General features: G+C 73.8%; 11 protein-coding genes. 3 read left to right on the top strand and 8 right to left on the bottom strand.

Features of this window, described 5'->3' with window-relative positions:
• Nucleotides 1-127: 127 nt before the first annotated feature.
• The gene (locus ACZ5D2_RS05470; protein WP_468927374.1) at nucleotides 128-2,743 is read left to right on the top strand and encodes an ATP-binding protein; all 2,616 of its coding nucleotides are present in this window, start codon (nucleotides 128-130) and stop codon (nucleotides 2,741-2,743) included.
• A gap of 108 nt (nucleotides 2,744-2,851) precedes the next feature.
• Here ACZ5D2_RS05470 and nucS read toward each other — a convergent pair whose 3' ends face one another.
• Entirely contained in the window at nucleotides 2,852-3,523 is a 672-nt protein-coding gene (gene nucS, locus ACZ5D2_RS05465; protein WP_266842342.1) for an endonuclease NucS, read from the bottom strand.
• A gap of 220 nt (nucleotides 3,524-3,743) precedes the next feature.
• On the opposite strand from nucS, the gene ACZ5D2_RS05460 reads away from it, so the two are divergent.
• Nucleotides 3,744-4,136: an SCO5389 family protein gene (locus ACZ5D2_RS05460; protein ID WP_267012175.1), complete on the top strand. Its 393-nt coding sequence runs from the start codon at nucleotides 3,744-3,746 to the stop codon at nucleotides 4,134-4,136.
• Nucleotides 4,137-4,241: 105 nt separating this feature from the next.
• On the opposite strand, the gene ACZ5D2_RS05455 is transcribed toward ACZ5D2_RS05460, so the two are convergent.
• Nucleotides 4,242-5,273, bottom strand: coding sequence for an LLM class flavin-dependent oxidoreductase (locus tag ACZ5D2_RS05455; protein WP_371676634.1), 1,032 nt, complete (start codon nucleotides 5,271-5,273; stop codon nucleotides 4,242-4,244).
• Between the two features lie 243 nt (nucleotides 5,274-5,516).
• Here ACZ5D2_RS05455 and ACZ5D2_RS05450 point away from each other — a divergent pair, with 243 nt between their 5' ends.
• A complete protein-coding gene (locus ACZ5D2_RS05450) occupies nucleotides 5,517-5,843 on the top strand; it encodes an ATP/GTP-binding protein (protein ID WP_267012173.1) in 327 nt (108 codons plus the stop codon).
• Between the two features lie 12 nt (nucleotides 5,844-5,855).
• On the opposite strand, the gene ACZ5D2_RS05445 is transcribed toward ACZ5D2_RS05450, so the two are convergent.
• The 6 genes from ACZ5D2_RS05445 to scy all read right to left on the bottom strand — a co-directional run bounded on the left by ACZ5D2_RS05445 (nucleotide 5,856) and on the right by scy (nucleotide 15,649).
• A complete protein-coding gene (locus ACZ5D2_RS05445; RefSeq protein WP_371676633.1) occupies nucleotides 5,856-6,710 on the bottom strand; it encodes an ABC transporter permease in 855 nt (284 codons plus the stop codon).
• Nucleotides 6,707-7,831 (bottom strand): ABC transporter ATP-binding protein, encoded by a 1,125-nt coding sequence (locus ACZ5D2_RS05440; RefSeq protein ID WP_371676632.1) that lies wholly within the window; start codon nucleotides 7,829-7,831, stop codon nucleotides 6,707-6,709. The genes ACZ5D2_RS05445 and ACZ5D2_RS05440 overlap by 4 nt, the downstream gene beginning before the upstream one ends.
• Nucleotides 7,832-8,010: 179 nt before the next feature.
• Nucleotides 8,011-8,787 carry an ABC transporter permease gene (locus tag ACZ5D2_RS05435; RefSeq protein WP_371676631.1) on the bottom strand — a complete coding sequence of 259 codons (777 nt, stop codon included), beginning with the start codon at nucleotides 8,785-8,787 and terminating at the stop codon, nucleotides 8,011-8,013.
• Nucleotides 8,788-8,789: 2 nt separating this feature from the next.
• Entirely contained in the window at nucleotides 8,790-9,782 is a 993-nt protein-coding gene (locus ACZ5D2_RS05430) for an ABC transporter ATP-binding protein (protein WP_371676630.1), read from the bottom strand.
• A gap of 78 nt (nucleotides 9,783-9,860) precedes the next feature.
• Nucleotides 9,861-10,799, bottom strand: coding sequence for a coiled-coil domain-containing protein (locus ACZ5D2_RS05425; protein ID WP_266573907.1), 939 nt, complete (start codon nucleotides 10,797-10,799; stop codon nucleotides 9,861-9,863).
• A gap of 194 nt (nucleotides 10,800-10,993) precedes the next feature.
• The gene (gene scy / locus ACZ5D2_RS05420) at nucleotides 10,994-15,649 is read right to left on the bottom strand and encodes a polarized growth protein Scy (RefSeq protein ID WP_371676629.1); all 4,656 of its coding nucleotides are present in this window, start codon (nucleotides 15,647-15,649) and stop codon (nucleotides 10,994-10,996) included.
• Nucleotides 15,650-15,691: the final 42 nt, after the last annotated feature.

Below are 15,691 nucleotides of genomic sequence, written 5' to 3'. Positions count from 1 at the left end.
CGCGCCCGGCCACGGTCTAGGGTTCGGGCGGAAACCGGACGAGTAGCGACAGCGGCGCGAGCGAAGGCCGGGCGTAATGACGGCGGCGGCGACGGCGGCGCGCGCGACGCGATCGGGGGACTTGGTCATGGACCGTACGGACCGTACACAGGGGCAGCCCGAGCCGGGCGGACCGGCCGCGCACCAGCCCGCCGGCGGGTCGGCCGGGTCGCCCCCGGCCCCCCTGACACCCCCGGCCCCCCTGGCACCCGCCCGGATCGTGACCCTGACCGCGGGGGACTTCACCCTCACCGTCAACCCCGTCGACGGCAGCGAGATCGAGCCCCTGCGCCCCACCGCGGCCCCCGCCGCCGGCCGCGGCCCCGCCAAGCGCGACGCGGCCTCCCGCGCCGCCCGGGACACCGCCGCGCGGCCCCCCGCGCTCCCGGGGCCGCCCGCCCCCGCCGCCCCCCTCCTGGGCCGCGCCGAGGAACGGGAGCGGATCGCCCGGATGCTGGGGCGCGGACGCTCCGTCCGGCTGACCGGGCCCGCGGGATCCGGCCGCTCCGCCCTCCTCGACGTGGTCGCCCGGGACTGCGCCGGCCTCGCCCCCGACGGCGTCGTCCGGCTGAGCGGGTACGGCCTCCAGCAGCCGGCCGAGCTGCTGTACGCCCTCTACGCCGCCGTGTACGAGGCCCCCGACCGGCGCCCCGACCGTACGGAACTCCTCGCGCGGGCCGGTGAGATCGGTGCCGTCGTCCTCCTCGACGACCTGGAGCTGGGCGGCGCCGCCCTCGACGAACTGCTGCGCGCCACCCCCGAATGCGCCTACCTGCTCGCCGCCGCCCCCGACGCCAAGTCCCCCTCCGACGACGTGCACCTGGAGGAGGTCTTCCTCGGCGGCCTCGGCCGGGCCGACTGCGTGACCCTGCTGGAGGCCGGCGCCGGCCGGCCGCTGACCGACGAGGAGACCGCCTGGGCGGGCGACCTGCGCTTCGCCTCCGAAGGGCTTCCGCTGCGCTTCGTCCAGGCCGCCGCCCTGCTGCGGCAGCGCGACGAGATCAACCGGATGTCCGCCCAGGACGAGGACGAGGAACCGGGCGTCTTCGAGGAACGCCCCCGCGACTGCGCCCACGTGCCGCTGCCCACCCTCGCGGAGGGCGCGGCCCCCGCCGAACTGCTGGCCTCCCGGGTCAGCGAGTCGGCACGGGCCGCCCTGCGGATCGCCTGCGCGCTGGGCGGCGAACTCCCGCACCACGCGCACCTGCCCGCGCTGGTCGGTGACACGCATGCCGACTCCGCCGTCGCGGAACTGCTGGCCTGCGGGCTGATCACCCCCGTCGGGCCGCGCCACCGCCTCGCGGAAGGGGTCGCCCGGCAGCTGGAGGAGGCCGGGTACGGGGACACCGCCGCCGAGGAGGCCCGCACCGCCGCCCGGCACTACGCCTGGTGGACCGGGCACGCCTCGGTGACCCCGGAGCGGGTCGCGGCCGAGGCCGACGCGGTGCTGGCCGCGCTGGCCGGGGCCGATGTGGTGGCCGCCGTACTCCTGGCCCGCACGGCGGCGCCGGCCTTCGCCGCCTCCCTGCACTGGGAGGCGTGGGAGCGGGTGCTGCGGGCGGGTGCGGAGGCCGCGCGGAAGGCGGGAGAGGTCGCCGAGCAGGCCTACTTCCACCACGAACTCGGCGTGCTCGCGCTGTGCGAGGGACGACTGGACCGGGCCCGTGCGGAGCTGGAGGCCTCCATCGGGCTGCGCGGCGCGCTCGCGGACAAGCGGGGGACGGTCGCGGGCCGGCGGGCCCTGGCGCTGGTCACCGACCGGGAGGCGCTGGGGGTGGAGGTATCGCCGCCGCTGCGGCTGGAGCCCCCGGCGAACCTCCCCGGGGCCGCTCCGGCGGCCTTCCCCGGGGCCGCGATACCGGCCCGGACGCCGGCTCCGGCCCTGGGCCCGGCTCCTACGGCTGCGACGTCGCCGATGGCCACGACAGCGCCGACGGCCGCGACGTCCCCGACGGCTGCGACGTCGCCCGTCTCGATGGTGAAGCCGCACGCCGTGGCGCCCGTGGCGCCCGTGGCCCCCGTGGCCCCCGTGGGCTCCGAGGCGATCACCAGGATCACCCCGGTGATCGGGCGGCCCTCGTCGCGGACGTCCACGCCGACGACCCTGTCGCAGGTGTTCGAGGACGCCTTCCCGAAGCTCCCGCAGCCCGCGCCGCCGACCGGCCCCGGCCGTTCGCAGCCCGAACCGGCGGGGCGGCGCAAGACGGTGCTGCTGGCCGCCGCCGGTGCGCTCACGGTGGTCGCGCTCGGTACCGTCGTCGGCCTGGCGCTGGCCTCCGGGGACCCGGAGCAGCCTCAGGCCCCCGCCGTGTCCTCGACCCCGGACAGCCCGCCGGCGGTCCAGCCGCAGGTGCCGGGCGGCGGAGGGAACGATCCGGCACCCGAGCCGGGTGCCTCCTCGCCCCCGCCGTCGCCGCCGTCGGCGCCTTCCGCGCCCGGGCCGGGCACGGGGGAGTCCGGGAAGCCGACCCCGCCCGCCCGTACGACCGGTCCGCAGCGGCCCCCGGTGACCCCGCCCGCGACGAAGCCGACCCCGCCGACGACGCCCCCGGCCTCCTCGGAGCCGCCGGTCACGCACTCCCCGACGACGCCGACGGATCCCCCCACGGCCACCTCGCCCGTGACGCCCCCGGCCACCTCGACGGCGGCCCAGTCCCCGACCGCGCCCCAGTCCCAGTCCCCGTCCGCGGCGGCGACGGCCTGACACGACGACGGCCCCCCGAGCACTCGCTCGGGGGGCCGTCGCACACGTCGGAAGGGCCGGCCGGAAGGGCCGGGAGGGCCGGGAGGCGGGACCGGCCCGAAGACCGGCTCAGAAGAGGCGGAGCTTGTCGTCCTCGATGCCGCGCAGGGCGTTGTAGTCGAGGACCACGCAGTCCATGCCGCGGTCGTTGGCGAGCACGCGCGCCTGAGGCTTGATCTCCTGGGCCGCGAAGATCCCCCGGACCGGTGCCAGGTGCGGGTCGCGGTTGAGGAGTTCCAGGTACCGGGTGAGCTGCTCGACGCCGTCGATCTCCCCGCGGCGCTTGATCTCCACCGCCACCGTCGCACCCGACGCGTCCCGGCACAGGATGTCCACGGGGCCGATCGCCGTCATGTACTCGCGCCGGATCAGGGTGTAGCCGTCGCCCAGGGTGTCGATGCGGTCGGCGAGCAGTTCCTGGAGGTGCGCCTCGACGCCGTCCTTGATGAGCCCGGGGTCGGTGCCCAGCTCGTGGGAGGAGTCGTGGAGGACCTCTTCCATGGTGATGATGAGCTTCTCGCCCGCCTTGTTGACGACGGTCCAGACGCCCGTGTCGTCTCCCGTCCCCTCCTTGAGGGTGCACGGAGGCGACATCCAGTTGAGCGGTTTGTACGCTCGGTCGTCCGCGTGGATCGAGACACTGCCGTCGGCCTTCACGAGGATCAGACGGGGTGCCGAGGGCAGATGGGCGGTGAGCCGGCCCGCGTAGTCGACGGAGCAGCGGGCAATGACGAGACGCATGGTCGGCAACGCTACTCGACCGACGGGCCTCCACGCGATTCGCCCCTGAAAGCCCCGTTCGCCGATGGCGCGTTGTATGCGCATTCTCCTGGTGCGGCACCCGGTGGGCGCCTACCGTGGTGAGCGGGAGGTTGCCGAGCGTGCACGCTGCGTCGCGGCCTCCCTCCCTGCCCGTAAGACTCCGGCAACCCAATCGTCCGGGGTCACGAGAGGAGAACCCATGTCGCTCGACGTCTCACCGGCCCTACTCGAACAGGCCGAGCGAGGCGAGGTCGACGAAGCCGCATTCGTCGACTGCGTCCGGACCTCCCTGCCCTACGCATGGGAGATGATCAGCTCGTTGACGGCCCAGCTGGAGGTTGAGGGCGGAGAGTTCGCCGACAACCAGACGCCGCCGCCGGACGAGCAGGCCCGTGGGCAGCTGCTGCGCGCCCTCGCGAGTGACGCGATACGAGGCGCGCTGCAGCGGCACTTCGGGGTGCGCCTGGCATTCCAGAACTGCCACCGGGTAGCGGTGTTCCCGCTCGATTCCTCGGTGGACGACCGGCTGGCCAAGTTCACGTCGATCCGCGGCCAGCTGCTCAACCAGTCGCCGGAACTGCGCGACTGCTAGCGGGACCGTACTTCGCTGCCGCTCCGTGTCGCGGGAGGTGCGACTGACACCGGAGCGGCAGCCCAGGCCCGTCCCCGGCGACGGGCCCGCCGCGTCCCGCCCGCGTCACACCAGCAGCGGCAGGACCTCCGCGCCGAGCCGCCGGACGTTCTCCTCCGTCGCCGCGAGGTCGCCGGAGCCCTCGGTCAGCAGGGCGAAGCGCGTGATCCCGGTGCGCTCGGCCGTCGCCGCCAGCCGGTCCGCCGCCAGGGTGGGGCTGCCGACCGGGTGCAGGTCACAGAGCAGTTCCGTGTAGGCGACGGGGTCGCGCATCGCTCGCTGCCGGCCGTCCACCGTCACATGCGCGTCCAGACCCTGCCGGAACCAGCCCGGCATCGCCTTGAGCAGGGCTTCCCGGGCGTCCGCCGTGCGGTCCGCCAGCTGGCACACCCCGGCCGACACGTGCCCGGCCGCCCGTACGGTCTCGGGGGAGTGGCCCGCCTCCAGCGCGGTCCGCCCCCACAGCGCGACCATCTCCGCCTTCTCCTCGTCCCCGCTGTGCATGCCCAGCAGCATCGGCAGCCCCCGCTCGGCGGCGAGGCGCACGGACGTCGGGGAGGTGCAGGCGACGATCACTTCCGGCCCACTCCCGTCCCCGTCCAGGGCCTGCGCCGGGCACGGTACGACGGCCACCTCGCGGAAGCCGTGCCGGGCGCCGGCCGCGCCCACCCGGGGTTCGGTCAGCCAGCGCCGCAGCAGGTCGAGGTCTTCGGGGAAACCCGTCTCGTACGCCTCCAGGCCGCCCCCGAACACCTCCAGGTCCACCCACGGACCGCCCCGTCCCACCCCCAGGGTGAACCGGCCGCCCGAGGTGACGTGGAGCAGGGCCGCCTGCTCCCCGAGGGCCACCGGGTGCGTGCTGGGCAGCACGCTCACCGCCGTGCCGACCCGCAGCCGCCGGGTCCGCCCCAGCAGCAGGGCCGCCAGGGTCACCGCCGACGGGCAGACCCCGTACGGCACGAAATGGTGCTCGGCGAGCCAGACCGAGTCCAGTCCGGCCTCCTCGCCCACCTCGGCGGTCCGCACCGCCCGGTGCAGTGCCTCGCCCTGTCCCTGGCCCGGGAACTGGGCCGCCAGTACAAACGCTCCTACGCGCATCGCCTTAGCCTCCTCGCGGCTGACGCGGCCTCCCCAGGTGGACCGACTCGTTGATGACATCAACATCTGATGGCAACAACGTCTGACACGTGCCAAAGGCACGGCCTGACAGCAAAGTTATTGAGATTGTCGTGCCGGTCCCCTCGCGGCGGTCGGCCTTCCTCCGCCACCCTGCGGGTACCCGGGCTCGCTGCGCGTAGTCTGGGAGAAAGTCACTGTCGGCCGCCCATTCGTGAGGTATACGTGTCACCGCGCCACAACCGCCCCAGGGGCGGCGAGACTCCGGACGAACGACCCGCCACCGGCCTCGACCGGTACGGCTTGGAGCGGACCGAGGAGTACCAGGGCGAGGAGTGGAAGGTCCGGCACGTGGCGGGGGCGAGCGCGGCGGGCAAGCGCTACCGCTGCCCCGGCTGCGACCAGGAGATCCCCTCGGGCACCCCGCACCTGGTGGCCTGGCCCGAGTACGGCGGCGTGGACGACCGGCGGCACTGGCACAAGGCCTGCTGGAACGCAAAGGACCGCCGCACCTCGAAGGTGCAGCGGTCCCGCAACGCGCCGAAGTACTGACCGGCCCGGGGCTCAGACGTCGCGGCGGCGCACCACCACGTACGAGGCCGCCACGGCGAGCGCGGTGACCAGGACCAGCAGCCCCAGCTGGGCCAGGTCGCTGGGGGTCGGGCTGCCGTCCATGCCGCTGTTGGGCACCCCGAAGAGCTGGATCAGCCCCACCGGCGCGTTGTAGCGGACCACGGCCAGACCGATGGCCCTGGTGACGGGCCACGTCGTCAGGATCGCCCCGAGGACCGGGGGCATGGTGACCAGGCCGAGCATGACGGCGATCGCGCCGGCCGAGTGCCGTACGAGGGCGCCGACGGCGAGCGCGAGGACGCCCAGCAGGGTCACGTAGAAGCAGCCGCCCAGAGCGCCCAGCCACTCGCCGCCACCGTGGTGGCCGGCGTCGGGGCCGCTGTGCAGGAGGGCGGCGGCGATGCCCACGAACCCCACCGAGCCCAGGGTGACGCCGAAGGCGGCCGTGCCGAAGACGAGGTACTTCGCGGTGAGCACCCGCAGCCGGTCCGGGGCGGCGGTGAAGGTGGTCCGGATCAGGCCGGTGCCGTACTCGGAGGAGACGGTCAGCACCCCGAGCACGATCACGGCGAGCTGGCCGACGATCATGCCGAAGACGGCGGGCGCGACGAAGGGGATCGACGCGTAGTCGCCCGAGTCGGTCTGGAGCACGGCGAGCATGCCGATGCCGACCACCAGGGCCACGAGGGAGCCGAGGGTCCACACGGTGGAGCGCACGGACCTCAGCTTGGTCCACTCCGAGGCCAGGGCGTGCCCGAGGTGGGGCCGTGGGGTGGCCAGCGGCGAGCTGTAGCCGTCGGCCCGCCCCGCGCTCGCGGGCGGGGTCGCGTCGGCGGTGGCGGTCATCGGGGTTCCTCGGGGCTGTTCTGGGCGGCGGGGGCGAGATCGGCGGCACTGCCGGGCATCAGGAAGGGCCGCGTGCCGGATCCGGGGGGCGGGGGAGCGAAGAAGCTCGCCGCGGTCTCGGCGGGGACCACGGGGGCCTGCGCCTCCTCCTCCCAGTCCGGGACGGTCAGCGGCTCGGGCTCCCACAGCTCCTCGCGCGGGTCGTCGGTGGAGGTGTACTCGACGGAGGACTGGGTCATCCGCATGTAGGCCTCCTCCAGCGAGGCCCGGTGCGGGGACAGCTCCCAGAGCCGTACGCCGGTCTCGTGCGCGAGGTCGCTGATGCGGGGCAGCTCCAGCCCGGTCACCCGCAGGGCGCCGTCGGGCTCCTGGAGCACCCGGCCGCCCGCCTTCGTCAGCGCGGTCCCCAGGATGACCCGGCCGTCGGGGCCGTTGCCCGCCGCGCGGACCCGGGCGAATCCGGCCGAGTTGTGCGTGATGAAGTCCTGGGTGCTCATGTCGGACAACAGCCGGCCCCGGCCGATCACGATCAGGTGGTCGGCGGTCAGGGCCATCTCGCTCATCAGGTGTGAGGAGACGAACACCGTGCGGCCCTCGGAGGCGAGCCGGCGCATCAGGTTGCGGACCCAGAGGATGCCCTCGGGGTCGAGGCCGTTGACCGGCTCGTCGAAGAGCAGGACCTGCGGGTCGCCGAGGAGCGCGGTGGCGATGCCGAGCCGCTGCCCCATGCCGAGGGAGAAGCCCTTAGTGCGCTGGCGGGCCGCGTCCTGGAGCCCGACCACGCCCAGGACCTCGTCGACCCGCTTCTCGGGGATCCCGGAGAGCTGGGCGACGGACAGCAGGTGCGCGCGGGCCCGGCGCCCGCCGTGCGCGGCCTTGGCGTCGAGCAGGGCTCCGACGTGCCGCTGGGCGTTCGGCAGCTCCCGGAAGGGGAACCCGTTGATCGTGACGTGTCCGGCGGTGGGCCGGTCCAGGCCGAGGATCATGCGCATGGTGGTGGATTTCCCGGAGCCGTTGGGCCCGAGGAATCCGGTGACGTGACCCGGCTTGACCTGGAAGGAAAGCCCGTCGACGGCGGTCTTGGCGCCGAAGCGCTTGGTCAGGCCGACTGCCTCGATCATCGTGCTGCCCCTTGCCAGGCCGGGACGGCTCTCGCCCACGTACGCCTTAAGAGGATATCGAGTCCTCCCCGGTTCCCTCCCGGAGCGGATCCCTGAGCTCTCCCTGAGATCCGGCTCCGGGATCTCCCGTAGTACGGGAGGCGTCCGTCACAAGGAGGACGCCGGGCCATTCCCGTCCCTCACGCGTCGCGCTTCTTGAGCACCAGGTATCCGCCGAGTACGGCCGCCAGTACCCACAGGAGCATGATCCCGAGACCGCCCCAGGGGCCGTAGGGCGTCTCGGCGCTGCCCATCGCGTCCGGCACGATCTGCATGATCTTGGAACCCGCCTTGTCGGGCAGGTACTGGCCGTACTTGCGGGTCGAGTCGAATCCGCTGAGGAGGTTCGAGACGATCAGGAAGAACGGGATCAGGATGCTGATCGAGGCGACGGAGCTGCGCAGCATCGCGGCCACGCCCATGGAGAACAGGGCGAGGAGCGCCATGTACACGCCGGCACCGATCACCGCGCGCAGGACGCCTTCCCCGCCGATGCCGGTGCCGTGGTCCCCCAGGAGCGCCTGCCCGAGGAAGAACGACACGAAGCTGGTCAGCAGGCCCACGGCGAGCGCCAGCACCGTGGCGACGGTGAGCTTGCCCGCCAGGAAGCCCGCGCGCGCGGGAACGGCGGCCAGCGAGGTGCGGATCATGCCCGTGCTGTACTCGGTGCTGACCACCAGCACCCCGAAGATGATCATTGAGAGCTGACCGAACGACATCCCGCTGAAGCTCAGCAGTACGGGGTCGAAGGTGGCCCGCTCGCCCGGCTTCATGCTGTCGAAGCTCGCGCTGACCGCGGCGCAGAAGGCGGCGCTGAAGCCGACGGTGGCGACGAAGGCGATGACGAGGGTCCAGCTCGTGGAGGCGACCGTGCGGATCTTGGTCCACTCGGACTTGAGGACGGCGGAGAAGGCCATGGTCACTTGCCGCCTTCGCGCGTCGCTTCGTAGCCGGCGCCCCAGGCGGGCGCGGCGGCGGGCGCGCCCGCGGGCGCGGTGGTTCCCGGCGCGTGGGCGTGGTACTCGACGGAGTCCGCCGTCATGCGCATGAACGCTTCCTCCAGTGAAGCCCGTTGCGGGCTGAGTTCGTGCAGCACGATCTGGTGCTGGGCGGCCAGCTCGCCGAGCCGCTCGGCCGGGACGCCGTCGATCTCCAGCGTTCCGGTGGCGGGCACGCTGACGGCGTCGATCCCTGCCCCGTGCAGGACGTCCTTCAGCCGTTCCTGCTGCGGGGAGCGCAGGCGCACGTAACTGCGGGAGTTCTGCTGGATGAAATCGGACATCGACAAGTCGGCGAGGAGCTTTCCTTGTCCGATCACCACCAAATGGTCTGCGGTCAGGGCCATTTCGCTCATCAGGTGAGAGGAGACGAAGATCGTCCTCCCCTCTGCGGCCAGCCCCTTCATAAGATTGCGGATCCAGAGAATTCCCTCCGGGTCCAGACCATTGACGGGTTCGTCGAACATCAGGATCTCCGGATCGCCGAGCAGCGCGGAGGCGATTCCCAGCCTCTGGCCCATCCCGAGCGAAAATCCTTTCGACTTCTTCTTGGCCACCGGGGTCAGTCCGACGAGGTCCAGTACCTCGGTCACCCGGCTCCGCGGGATCCGGTTCGACTCGGCCAGGCAGAGGAGGTTGTTGTACGCGCTGCGGCCGCCGTGCATGGCCTTCGCGTCCAGCAGCGCCCCGATGTGCTTCAGCGGTTCCGGCAGTTCCCGGTAGTGCTTGCCGTCGATCCGGACCGTACCGCTGGTCGGGTTGTCGAGGTCGAGCATCATGCGCATGGTCGTGGACTTCCCCGCCCCGTTGGGGCCGAGGAAGCCGGTGACCACCCCCGGTCTGACCTGGAAGCTGAGGTGGTCCACGGCGGTCTTGGCGCCGAATCGTTTGGTCAGTCCCTCAAGCTCGATCATGCGGCCACGCTAGAACGCCGAAGGGCCGTACGCCACCTCAAAAGAGTGACGTACGGCCCAACGCCGTGCGGTCGTGTACTAGCGGCTCTGCTGGGCCGGCACGCCCCGCGTCACGGGCTCGTCGTCGACGATCGGGTTGGCCGCGGCCACGGCCGCGCCGGTCAACGTCGCCAGCATCTCGCGGACGTTGGTCAGCTGCGCGTTGATGGAGTCGCGGCGGTTGGTGAGCGCCGCCAGCTCGCGCTCCGACTCGCTGCGGATCCGGTCGGCCTTCGCGTTCGCGTCGGCGACGATGTCCTCCGCCTGGCGCTGCGCGGTCTCCACGGTCTGGCGGGCCCGGCGCTCGGCGTCCGTACGGAGCTTTTCGGCCTCCAGGCGCAGCTGCTCCGCCCGGTGCTCGATCTCCGCGAGGCGCTTCTCGGCCTTCTGCTGACGCGAGGCCAGGTCGCGCTCGGACTGCTCGCGCCGCTTGGCCAGGTTGGTCTCGAAGTCCGCGGCGGCCTGGGCGGCCTTGGCGCGGGTCTCCTCGAACAGGGCGTCGGCCTCCTCGCGCTTGGAGGCCGCGTCCTTCTGGGCCTCGGCGCGCAGGGTGGAGGCGTCGCCCTTGGCCTTCTCGACGATGCGGACGCCCTCGTCCTCCGCCTTCGACTTGCGGTCCGCCGCGAACGACTCGGCGTCGTTGCGCACCTGCTGGGCGGCCGACTCCGCCAGCTCACGGTGCTGCTCGGCCGCGCGACGGGCCTCCTCGCGCAGGTCCTTCGCCTCCTCCTCGGCCAGTCGCAGGATCTTCTCGACCCGGGCGCCCAGACCGGCGTACGACGGCTCGGCGTCGCTCACCTGGGCCTGGGCGTTCTGCGTTTCGAGGTGTAGCTCCTCGATCCGCTTTTCCAGAGAGTTGATGCGTCCAAGTGCGCTGTCGCGGTCGGAGACCAGCTTGGTAATGCGGTCGTCCACCTGACCGCGGTCGTAACCACGCCGCACGAGCTCGAAGCCGAAGGGGGAGGAAGTGTCGCTCATGGGGTTCCTGTCGAATGAGACCGATGAGGTGCTACGTGAGGTGTTAAGGGGAATCCTAGGCGCCCGGGCGGCGTGTCATCGAGTCAATCCGGGTTTGCCCTGGACAATGACACCCCTTTTGAGTGGCAAGACGGCAGAATGCTTGTCACTCCTTCGCCTGAACTTCCCTCAGAAGCACACATCCCGTGTTCTGACTACCCCTCTGACGCCTTGCCACCCGAACGAGTGGAACCCGCTGTTGCCCCGGCCTTCACGCCCCCCGAGCCCTGGCCACCCAATGCGGGCTTTCCGCCACCCGAAGGTGCCTCGAATGATTCCAACGCCTCAAGAACGTCCTGGACACGGGAGATCTCCGCCTGAATGTCCTCGCGCCTGCGCACCAGAACCTCCAGCTCACGACGGCCCTCGTCGACGAGCCGTTCGGCCTCCGCCTGTGCCTCGGCGAGCGCCTTCTCGGCCTGCCGCGACAGTTCGGCCTTCTTCTGCTCGGCCTCCTTGAGCAGCGCCTCGGCCTTGCGCACCGCCGCGATGCGGACCTTGCTCGCCTCGCTGCTCGCGTCCGACACCAGCTCCTTGGCCTTGGCCTCCGCCTCGACGCTCTGCTCCGTCGCCGCGCGCACCAGCTTGTCCACGCGCTCGCCGGCCGACTTCATCTGCTCCGCCGACTCCCGGCGGGCGCGCTCGTGCAGCTCCTCGACCTCGGACTCCACCCGGCCGCGCAGGTCCTCCGCCCGCTCCCTTATGGCCGCGGCGTCCGTACGCGCCCCGACCAGCAGCTCGTCGGCGTCGGTACGGGCCTTCTCCACCATGGAGTTGCCCTCGACGGTCGCCTCCGAAGTGATCCGCGCGGCCTCCTTGCGCGCCGCGTCGACCATCGCGTCGGCCTGCTCCTCGGCCGCCGTGGTGGCGGCGAGGGCCTGCAGACCCGCCTCGGAGGTGAGCTTCTCGGCTTCCGCCGCCGCCTCCGTGATGAGCCGGTCCACCTGCTCCGCGGCCTCGGTGCGGCGCTTGTTGGCCCCCTCGCGCGCCTCGTCCAGCAGCCGCTCCGACTCCGCACGGGTCTCGGCGCGCGTGCGCTCCGCGTCGCTCGCCGCCTCCGCCTTGACCCGCTCCGCCTCGGACCGGGTCCGCGTCGCGTGCTCCTGAGCGGAGGCCAGCGCCTCCGCCGCGTCGGCGCGCAGCCGCTCGGCCTCGTTCCGGGCCTCGCCGACCGTCCGGTCGTTGTCCTTGCGGGTCTGCTCGGTGAGCTTCTCCGCCTCGGTGACGGCCTCGGTGATGAGCCGGTCCGCCTGCTCGGCAGCCTCCGTGCGGACCCGGCCCGCCTCGGTGCGGGCCTCGTCGAGCGTCTGCTCGGCCTCCCGCTCCGCGCCCGCCAGGGTCTCGTTCGCCGCGACCGTGACGCGCTCCGCCTCCGCGGTGGCCTCGCCGATGATCCGGCCGCCCTCCGCACGGGCCTCGTCCAGGGTCTGCGCCGCCTCGGTGCGCAGCCGCTCGGCCTCCGCCGCGGCCTCGCCCACCGTCAGCTCGTTGGCCGCGCGGGTCTCCTCGACCAGCCGGTCGCCCTCGGCACGGGAGTCGACCAGGATCCTCGCCGAATCCCGCTCGGCCGCGGCCAGCGTCTGCGCCGCCTGCGCCGTGAGCTTCTCCGCCTCGGAGGCGGCCTCGGTGATGAGCCGGTCCGCCTGCTCGGCGGCCTCGGTGCGCAGCCGGTTGGCCTCGGCACGGGCTTCGTCGAGCGTGTCCGCCGCCTCGGCGCGCAGCGCGTCGGCCGCCTCCTGCGCCTCGCCGACCGTCAGCTCGTTGGCCGTACGGGTCTCCTCCGTGAGCCGCTCCGCCTCGGCGGTGGCCTCGGTGATGAGCCGGTCCGCCTGCTCGGCGGCCTCCGTACGGAGCCGGTTGCCCTCGGCGCGGGCCTCGTCCAGGGTGGCCGCGGCCTCGGCGCGGGTGGCCTCGGCCGCCTGCTCCGCCTCCGCGGTCAGCCGCTCGGCCTCCGCCCGTGCCTCGTCGACCGTCAGCGCGTTCGCGGCCAGGGTCTCCTCGGTGAGGCGCTCCGCCTCCGCGGTCGCCTCGGTGACGATCCGGCCGCCCTCGGCGCGCGAGGACTCCAGGGACTCCGCCGCCTCGCCGCGGATCCGGTTCGCGTCCTCGCGGGCGTCCGCCCGGGTCCGCGCCGCGTCGCGCTCGGACGCCGCCAGGGCGTCCGTCGCCTCCGTGCGCACCCGCTGCGCGTACTCCGCCGTATCGGCGCGCAGCTGCTCCGCCTCGGCGATCGCGTCGCCGACCGTGCGCTCCGCCAGGGCCTTGGCCGCGTCCGTCTCGACACGGACCTCGCTGCGCAGGCGCGCCGCGTCCTCGGCCGCCCCCTCGCGGTCCGCGCGGGCCTCGGCGCGGACCCGGTCCGCCTCCTCCTCGGCCTCGGTACGCGTACGGTCCGCCGCGTGCTCGGCCGCACTGCGCAGCCCCGCGACCTCCTCCTCGGCCTGCTCGTGCAGGCCGGCCACGGAGTCCCGCACCTGCTGGGCGGTGGCCTCCGCCGCCGCGACCAGCTCCGCGGCGCGGCTCTCCGCCTCCTCGGTCAGCCAGACCGCCTCGGCCTGCGCCTCCTCCGAGCGCTTGCGCGCCTGCGCCAGCAGTTCCTCGCTCTGCTCACGGGCCTGGGCCCGCTCGTTGCCCGCGTCCGTGCGGGCCGCCGACAGGGTCTCCTCGGCCTCCCGGCGACGCCGCGCGGCCTCCTCCTGGGCAGCCGCGAGGGCCTCCGCGGCCTCCGCCGCGACCCGTTCGGCGGCCGCCTTGGCCTCGGCGCGCAGCCGGTCCGCGGCCGCCTTGGCCTCGGCGCGCAGCCGCTCCGACTCGGTCTCCGCCTCGGCGCGCAGCCGCACGGACACCTGCTCGGCCTCCGCGCGGACCCGGCCCGCGTCCTGGGCGGCCTCCGTGCGCAGCTGCTCGGCCTCCGCCTCCGACTGGGCCTGGAGGGTGCGGATCCGCTCCGCGGCCTCGGCGCGCAGCCGGTCGTTCTCCTCGGTGGTCTCCCTGCGGATGCCCTCCGCCGCGGTGCGGGCGTCACGCAGCGTCTGCTCCGCCGTGGCCAGCCGTCCCTCGGCGTCCGTGTGCAGGCGTACGAGCTCCTGATCGGCCTCCGCCCGCTTCGCGGCCAGGGCCTGCTCGGTCTCCTCGCGCCGCGCCCGCACGGCCGCGTCCGCCTCGGCGGCCAGGGCCTCGGCGTGCTCCTCGGCGTCCGCGCGCAGCCGCTCGGCCTCCGCGCGGGTGCGCTCCAGCGTCTCCTCGGCCTGCCGGCGCAGGGTCGTCGCCCGCTCCACGGCCTCCGCGCGGACCCGCTCGCTCTCGGCGGTCGCGCCGCCGCGCAGCTCGTCCGCGTCCGACTTGGCCTTGCCCAGCAGTTCCTCGGCGGTCCGGGCCGCCTCCTCGATCTGCTGGACCGCCTCGCGGCGTGCCTCCCCGCGGATCCGCTCGCCCTCGGCCACGGCCTCCGCGCGCAGCTGCTCCGCCTCGCCGCGCAGCCGCCGGGCCTCCTCCTGGAGCTCGACGGTACGGGCCCGGTACTCCTCGGTGTCGTCCTTCGCCGCGCCCTTGAGCTCGTCGGCCGTGGCCGCCGCCTGCAGGCGCAGCCGGTCGGCCTCGGACTCCGCCTCGCGGCGGATCCGCTCGGCCTCCTCGGACGCGGCACGGGTGGTGGCGCGGGCGTCCTCCGAGGCCTTGTTGAGTACGTCCTCGGCGGTGCGGGCCGCCTTCGCCAGCTGCGCCGCGGTGTCCTCGGCGGCGGCCGTACGGGCCTGCTCGCCGGCTTCGGTGCGCAGCCGCTCCGCCTCGGCGCGGGCGTCGGCCAGCGCCTGCTCGGCCTCGGCCTTGAGGGCCTCGGTCTCCTTCGTGGCCTCGCCGACCAGCCGGGCGACCTGCTCCTTCGCCGTGCGGGTGCGCTGCTCGTTGACGGACTCCGCCGAGGCGAGCTGCCGGGCGGCGCTCTCCTTGGCGTCCGCGAGCAGGGTCTCGGCCTCCGCGCGGGCCGCGCGCAGCGCCCCGTCGGCCTCCTGCACCCGTGCCTCGGCCACCCGGCCGAGGTCCAGGGTCTGCTGCCGGGTCTGCTCGGCCTCGGTGGTGGTGCTGCTGCGCAGCCGCTCCGCGTGCTCGGTGGCCTCCTGGGCCTGCGCCGAGGCGGCGGCGAGCAGCCGCTCGGCCTCCTTGCGGGCGCGCAGCAGCGTGGATTCGGCCTCGGTGCGGGTGGCCTCCGTGTCGGCGGCGAGCCGGCGGCGGGCCTCCTCCACGGTCCGGGCGGCCTCGGCGCGGGCGGCGTTCAGCGCCTGCTCGGCCTCGGCGCGGGACTCGTCCATGAGCCGGCGGGCCTGGGACTCGGTCCGGGCGCGCAGCTGCTCGGCCCAGGCGACGTTCTCGTTGACGTGCGCCTCGACGGTCTGGCGGCGCTCGTTGAGCTCCTGGTCCAGGCGCTGGCGCCGGTTGACGGCCTCCGAGTGCAGCTCGGCCTGGAGGCGCGCCTGGTGCTCGGCGTGCTCCTGGAGGATGCGCTGGGTCTGGGCCCGGGCCTCGCGCAGCTCGCGCTCGGCGTCGGAGCGCATCTGGTCGGCCTGCACCTGGGCATTGCGGAGCAGCTGCTCCGCCTGGTACCCCATGTCCGCGCCGTCGTACGCGGGGCGGGACGCGAGATTGCGGCGCACCTCATGCAGCTTGGCGCGCAGCACCTCGACCTGGTACCCCAGGTCTTCCGCGTGCTGGACGGCCTTCCCGCGCTCCTTCTTCAGCCGCTCCATCTCGGCCTCGAAGCGCGAGAGATGGTCGGCCTCGGCCTGATGGCTCTCCTGGCTTTCGTAGCCCCGCACAGCGCGGTCCCATCCGTCCCCTGGTCGCAAGCTCACTCCCAA

This window comes from Streptomyces sp. NPDC031479, from assembly GCF_055581065.1.
Note: the sequence above shows the minus strand (reverse complement) of the source record. Positions and strands in the feature narration are given on the sequence as shown.

Bases quoted from the DNA above. Each gene is read 5' to 3' on its own strand.
- ACZ5D2_RS05470 (WP_468927374.1), top strand. From the start codon at position 128: ATGGACCGTACGGACCGTACACAGGGGCAGCCCGAGCCGGGCGGACCG.
- nucS (WP_266842342.1), bottom strand. From the start codon at position 3,523: ATGCGTCTCGTCATTGCCCGCTGCTCCGTCGACTACGCGGGCCGGCTC.
- ACZ5D2_RS05460 (WP_267012175.1), top strand. From the start codon at position 3,744: ATGTCGCTCGACGTCTCACCGGCCCTACTCGAACAGGCCGAGCGAGGC.
- ACZ5D2_RS05455 (WP_371676634.1), bottom strand. From the start codon at position 5,273: ATGCGCGTAGGAGCGTTTGTACTGGCGGCCCAGTTCCCGGGCCAGGGA.
- ACZ5D2_RS05445 (WP_371676633.1), bottom strand. From the start codon at position 6,710: ATGACCGCCACCGCCGACGCGACCCCGCCCGCGAGCGCGGGGCGGGCC.
- ACZ5D2_RS05440 (WP_371676632.1), bottom strand. From the start codon at position 7,831: ATGATCGAGGCAGTCGGCCTGACCAAGCGCTTCGGCGCCAAGACCGCC.
- ACZ5D2_RS05435 (WP_371676631.1), bottom strand. From the start codon at position 8,787: ATGGCCTTCTCCGCCGTCCTCAAGTCCGAGTGGACCAAGATCCGCACG.
- ACZ5D2_RS05430 (WP_371676630.1), bottom strand. From the start codon at position 9,782: ATGATCGAGCTTGAGGGACTGACCAAACGATTCGGCGCCAAGACCGCC.
- ACZ5D2_RS05425 (WP_266573907.1), bottom strand. From the start codon at position 10,799: ATGAGCGACACTTCCTCCCCCTTCGGCTTCGAGCTCGTGCGGCGTGGT.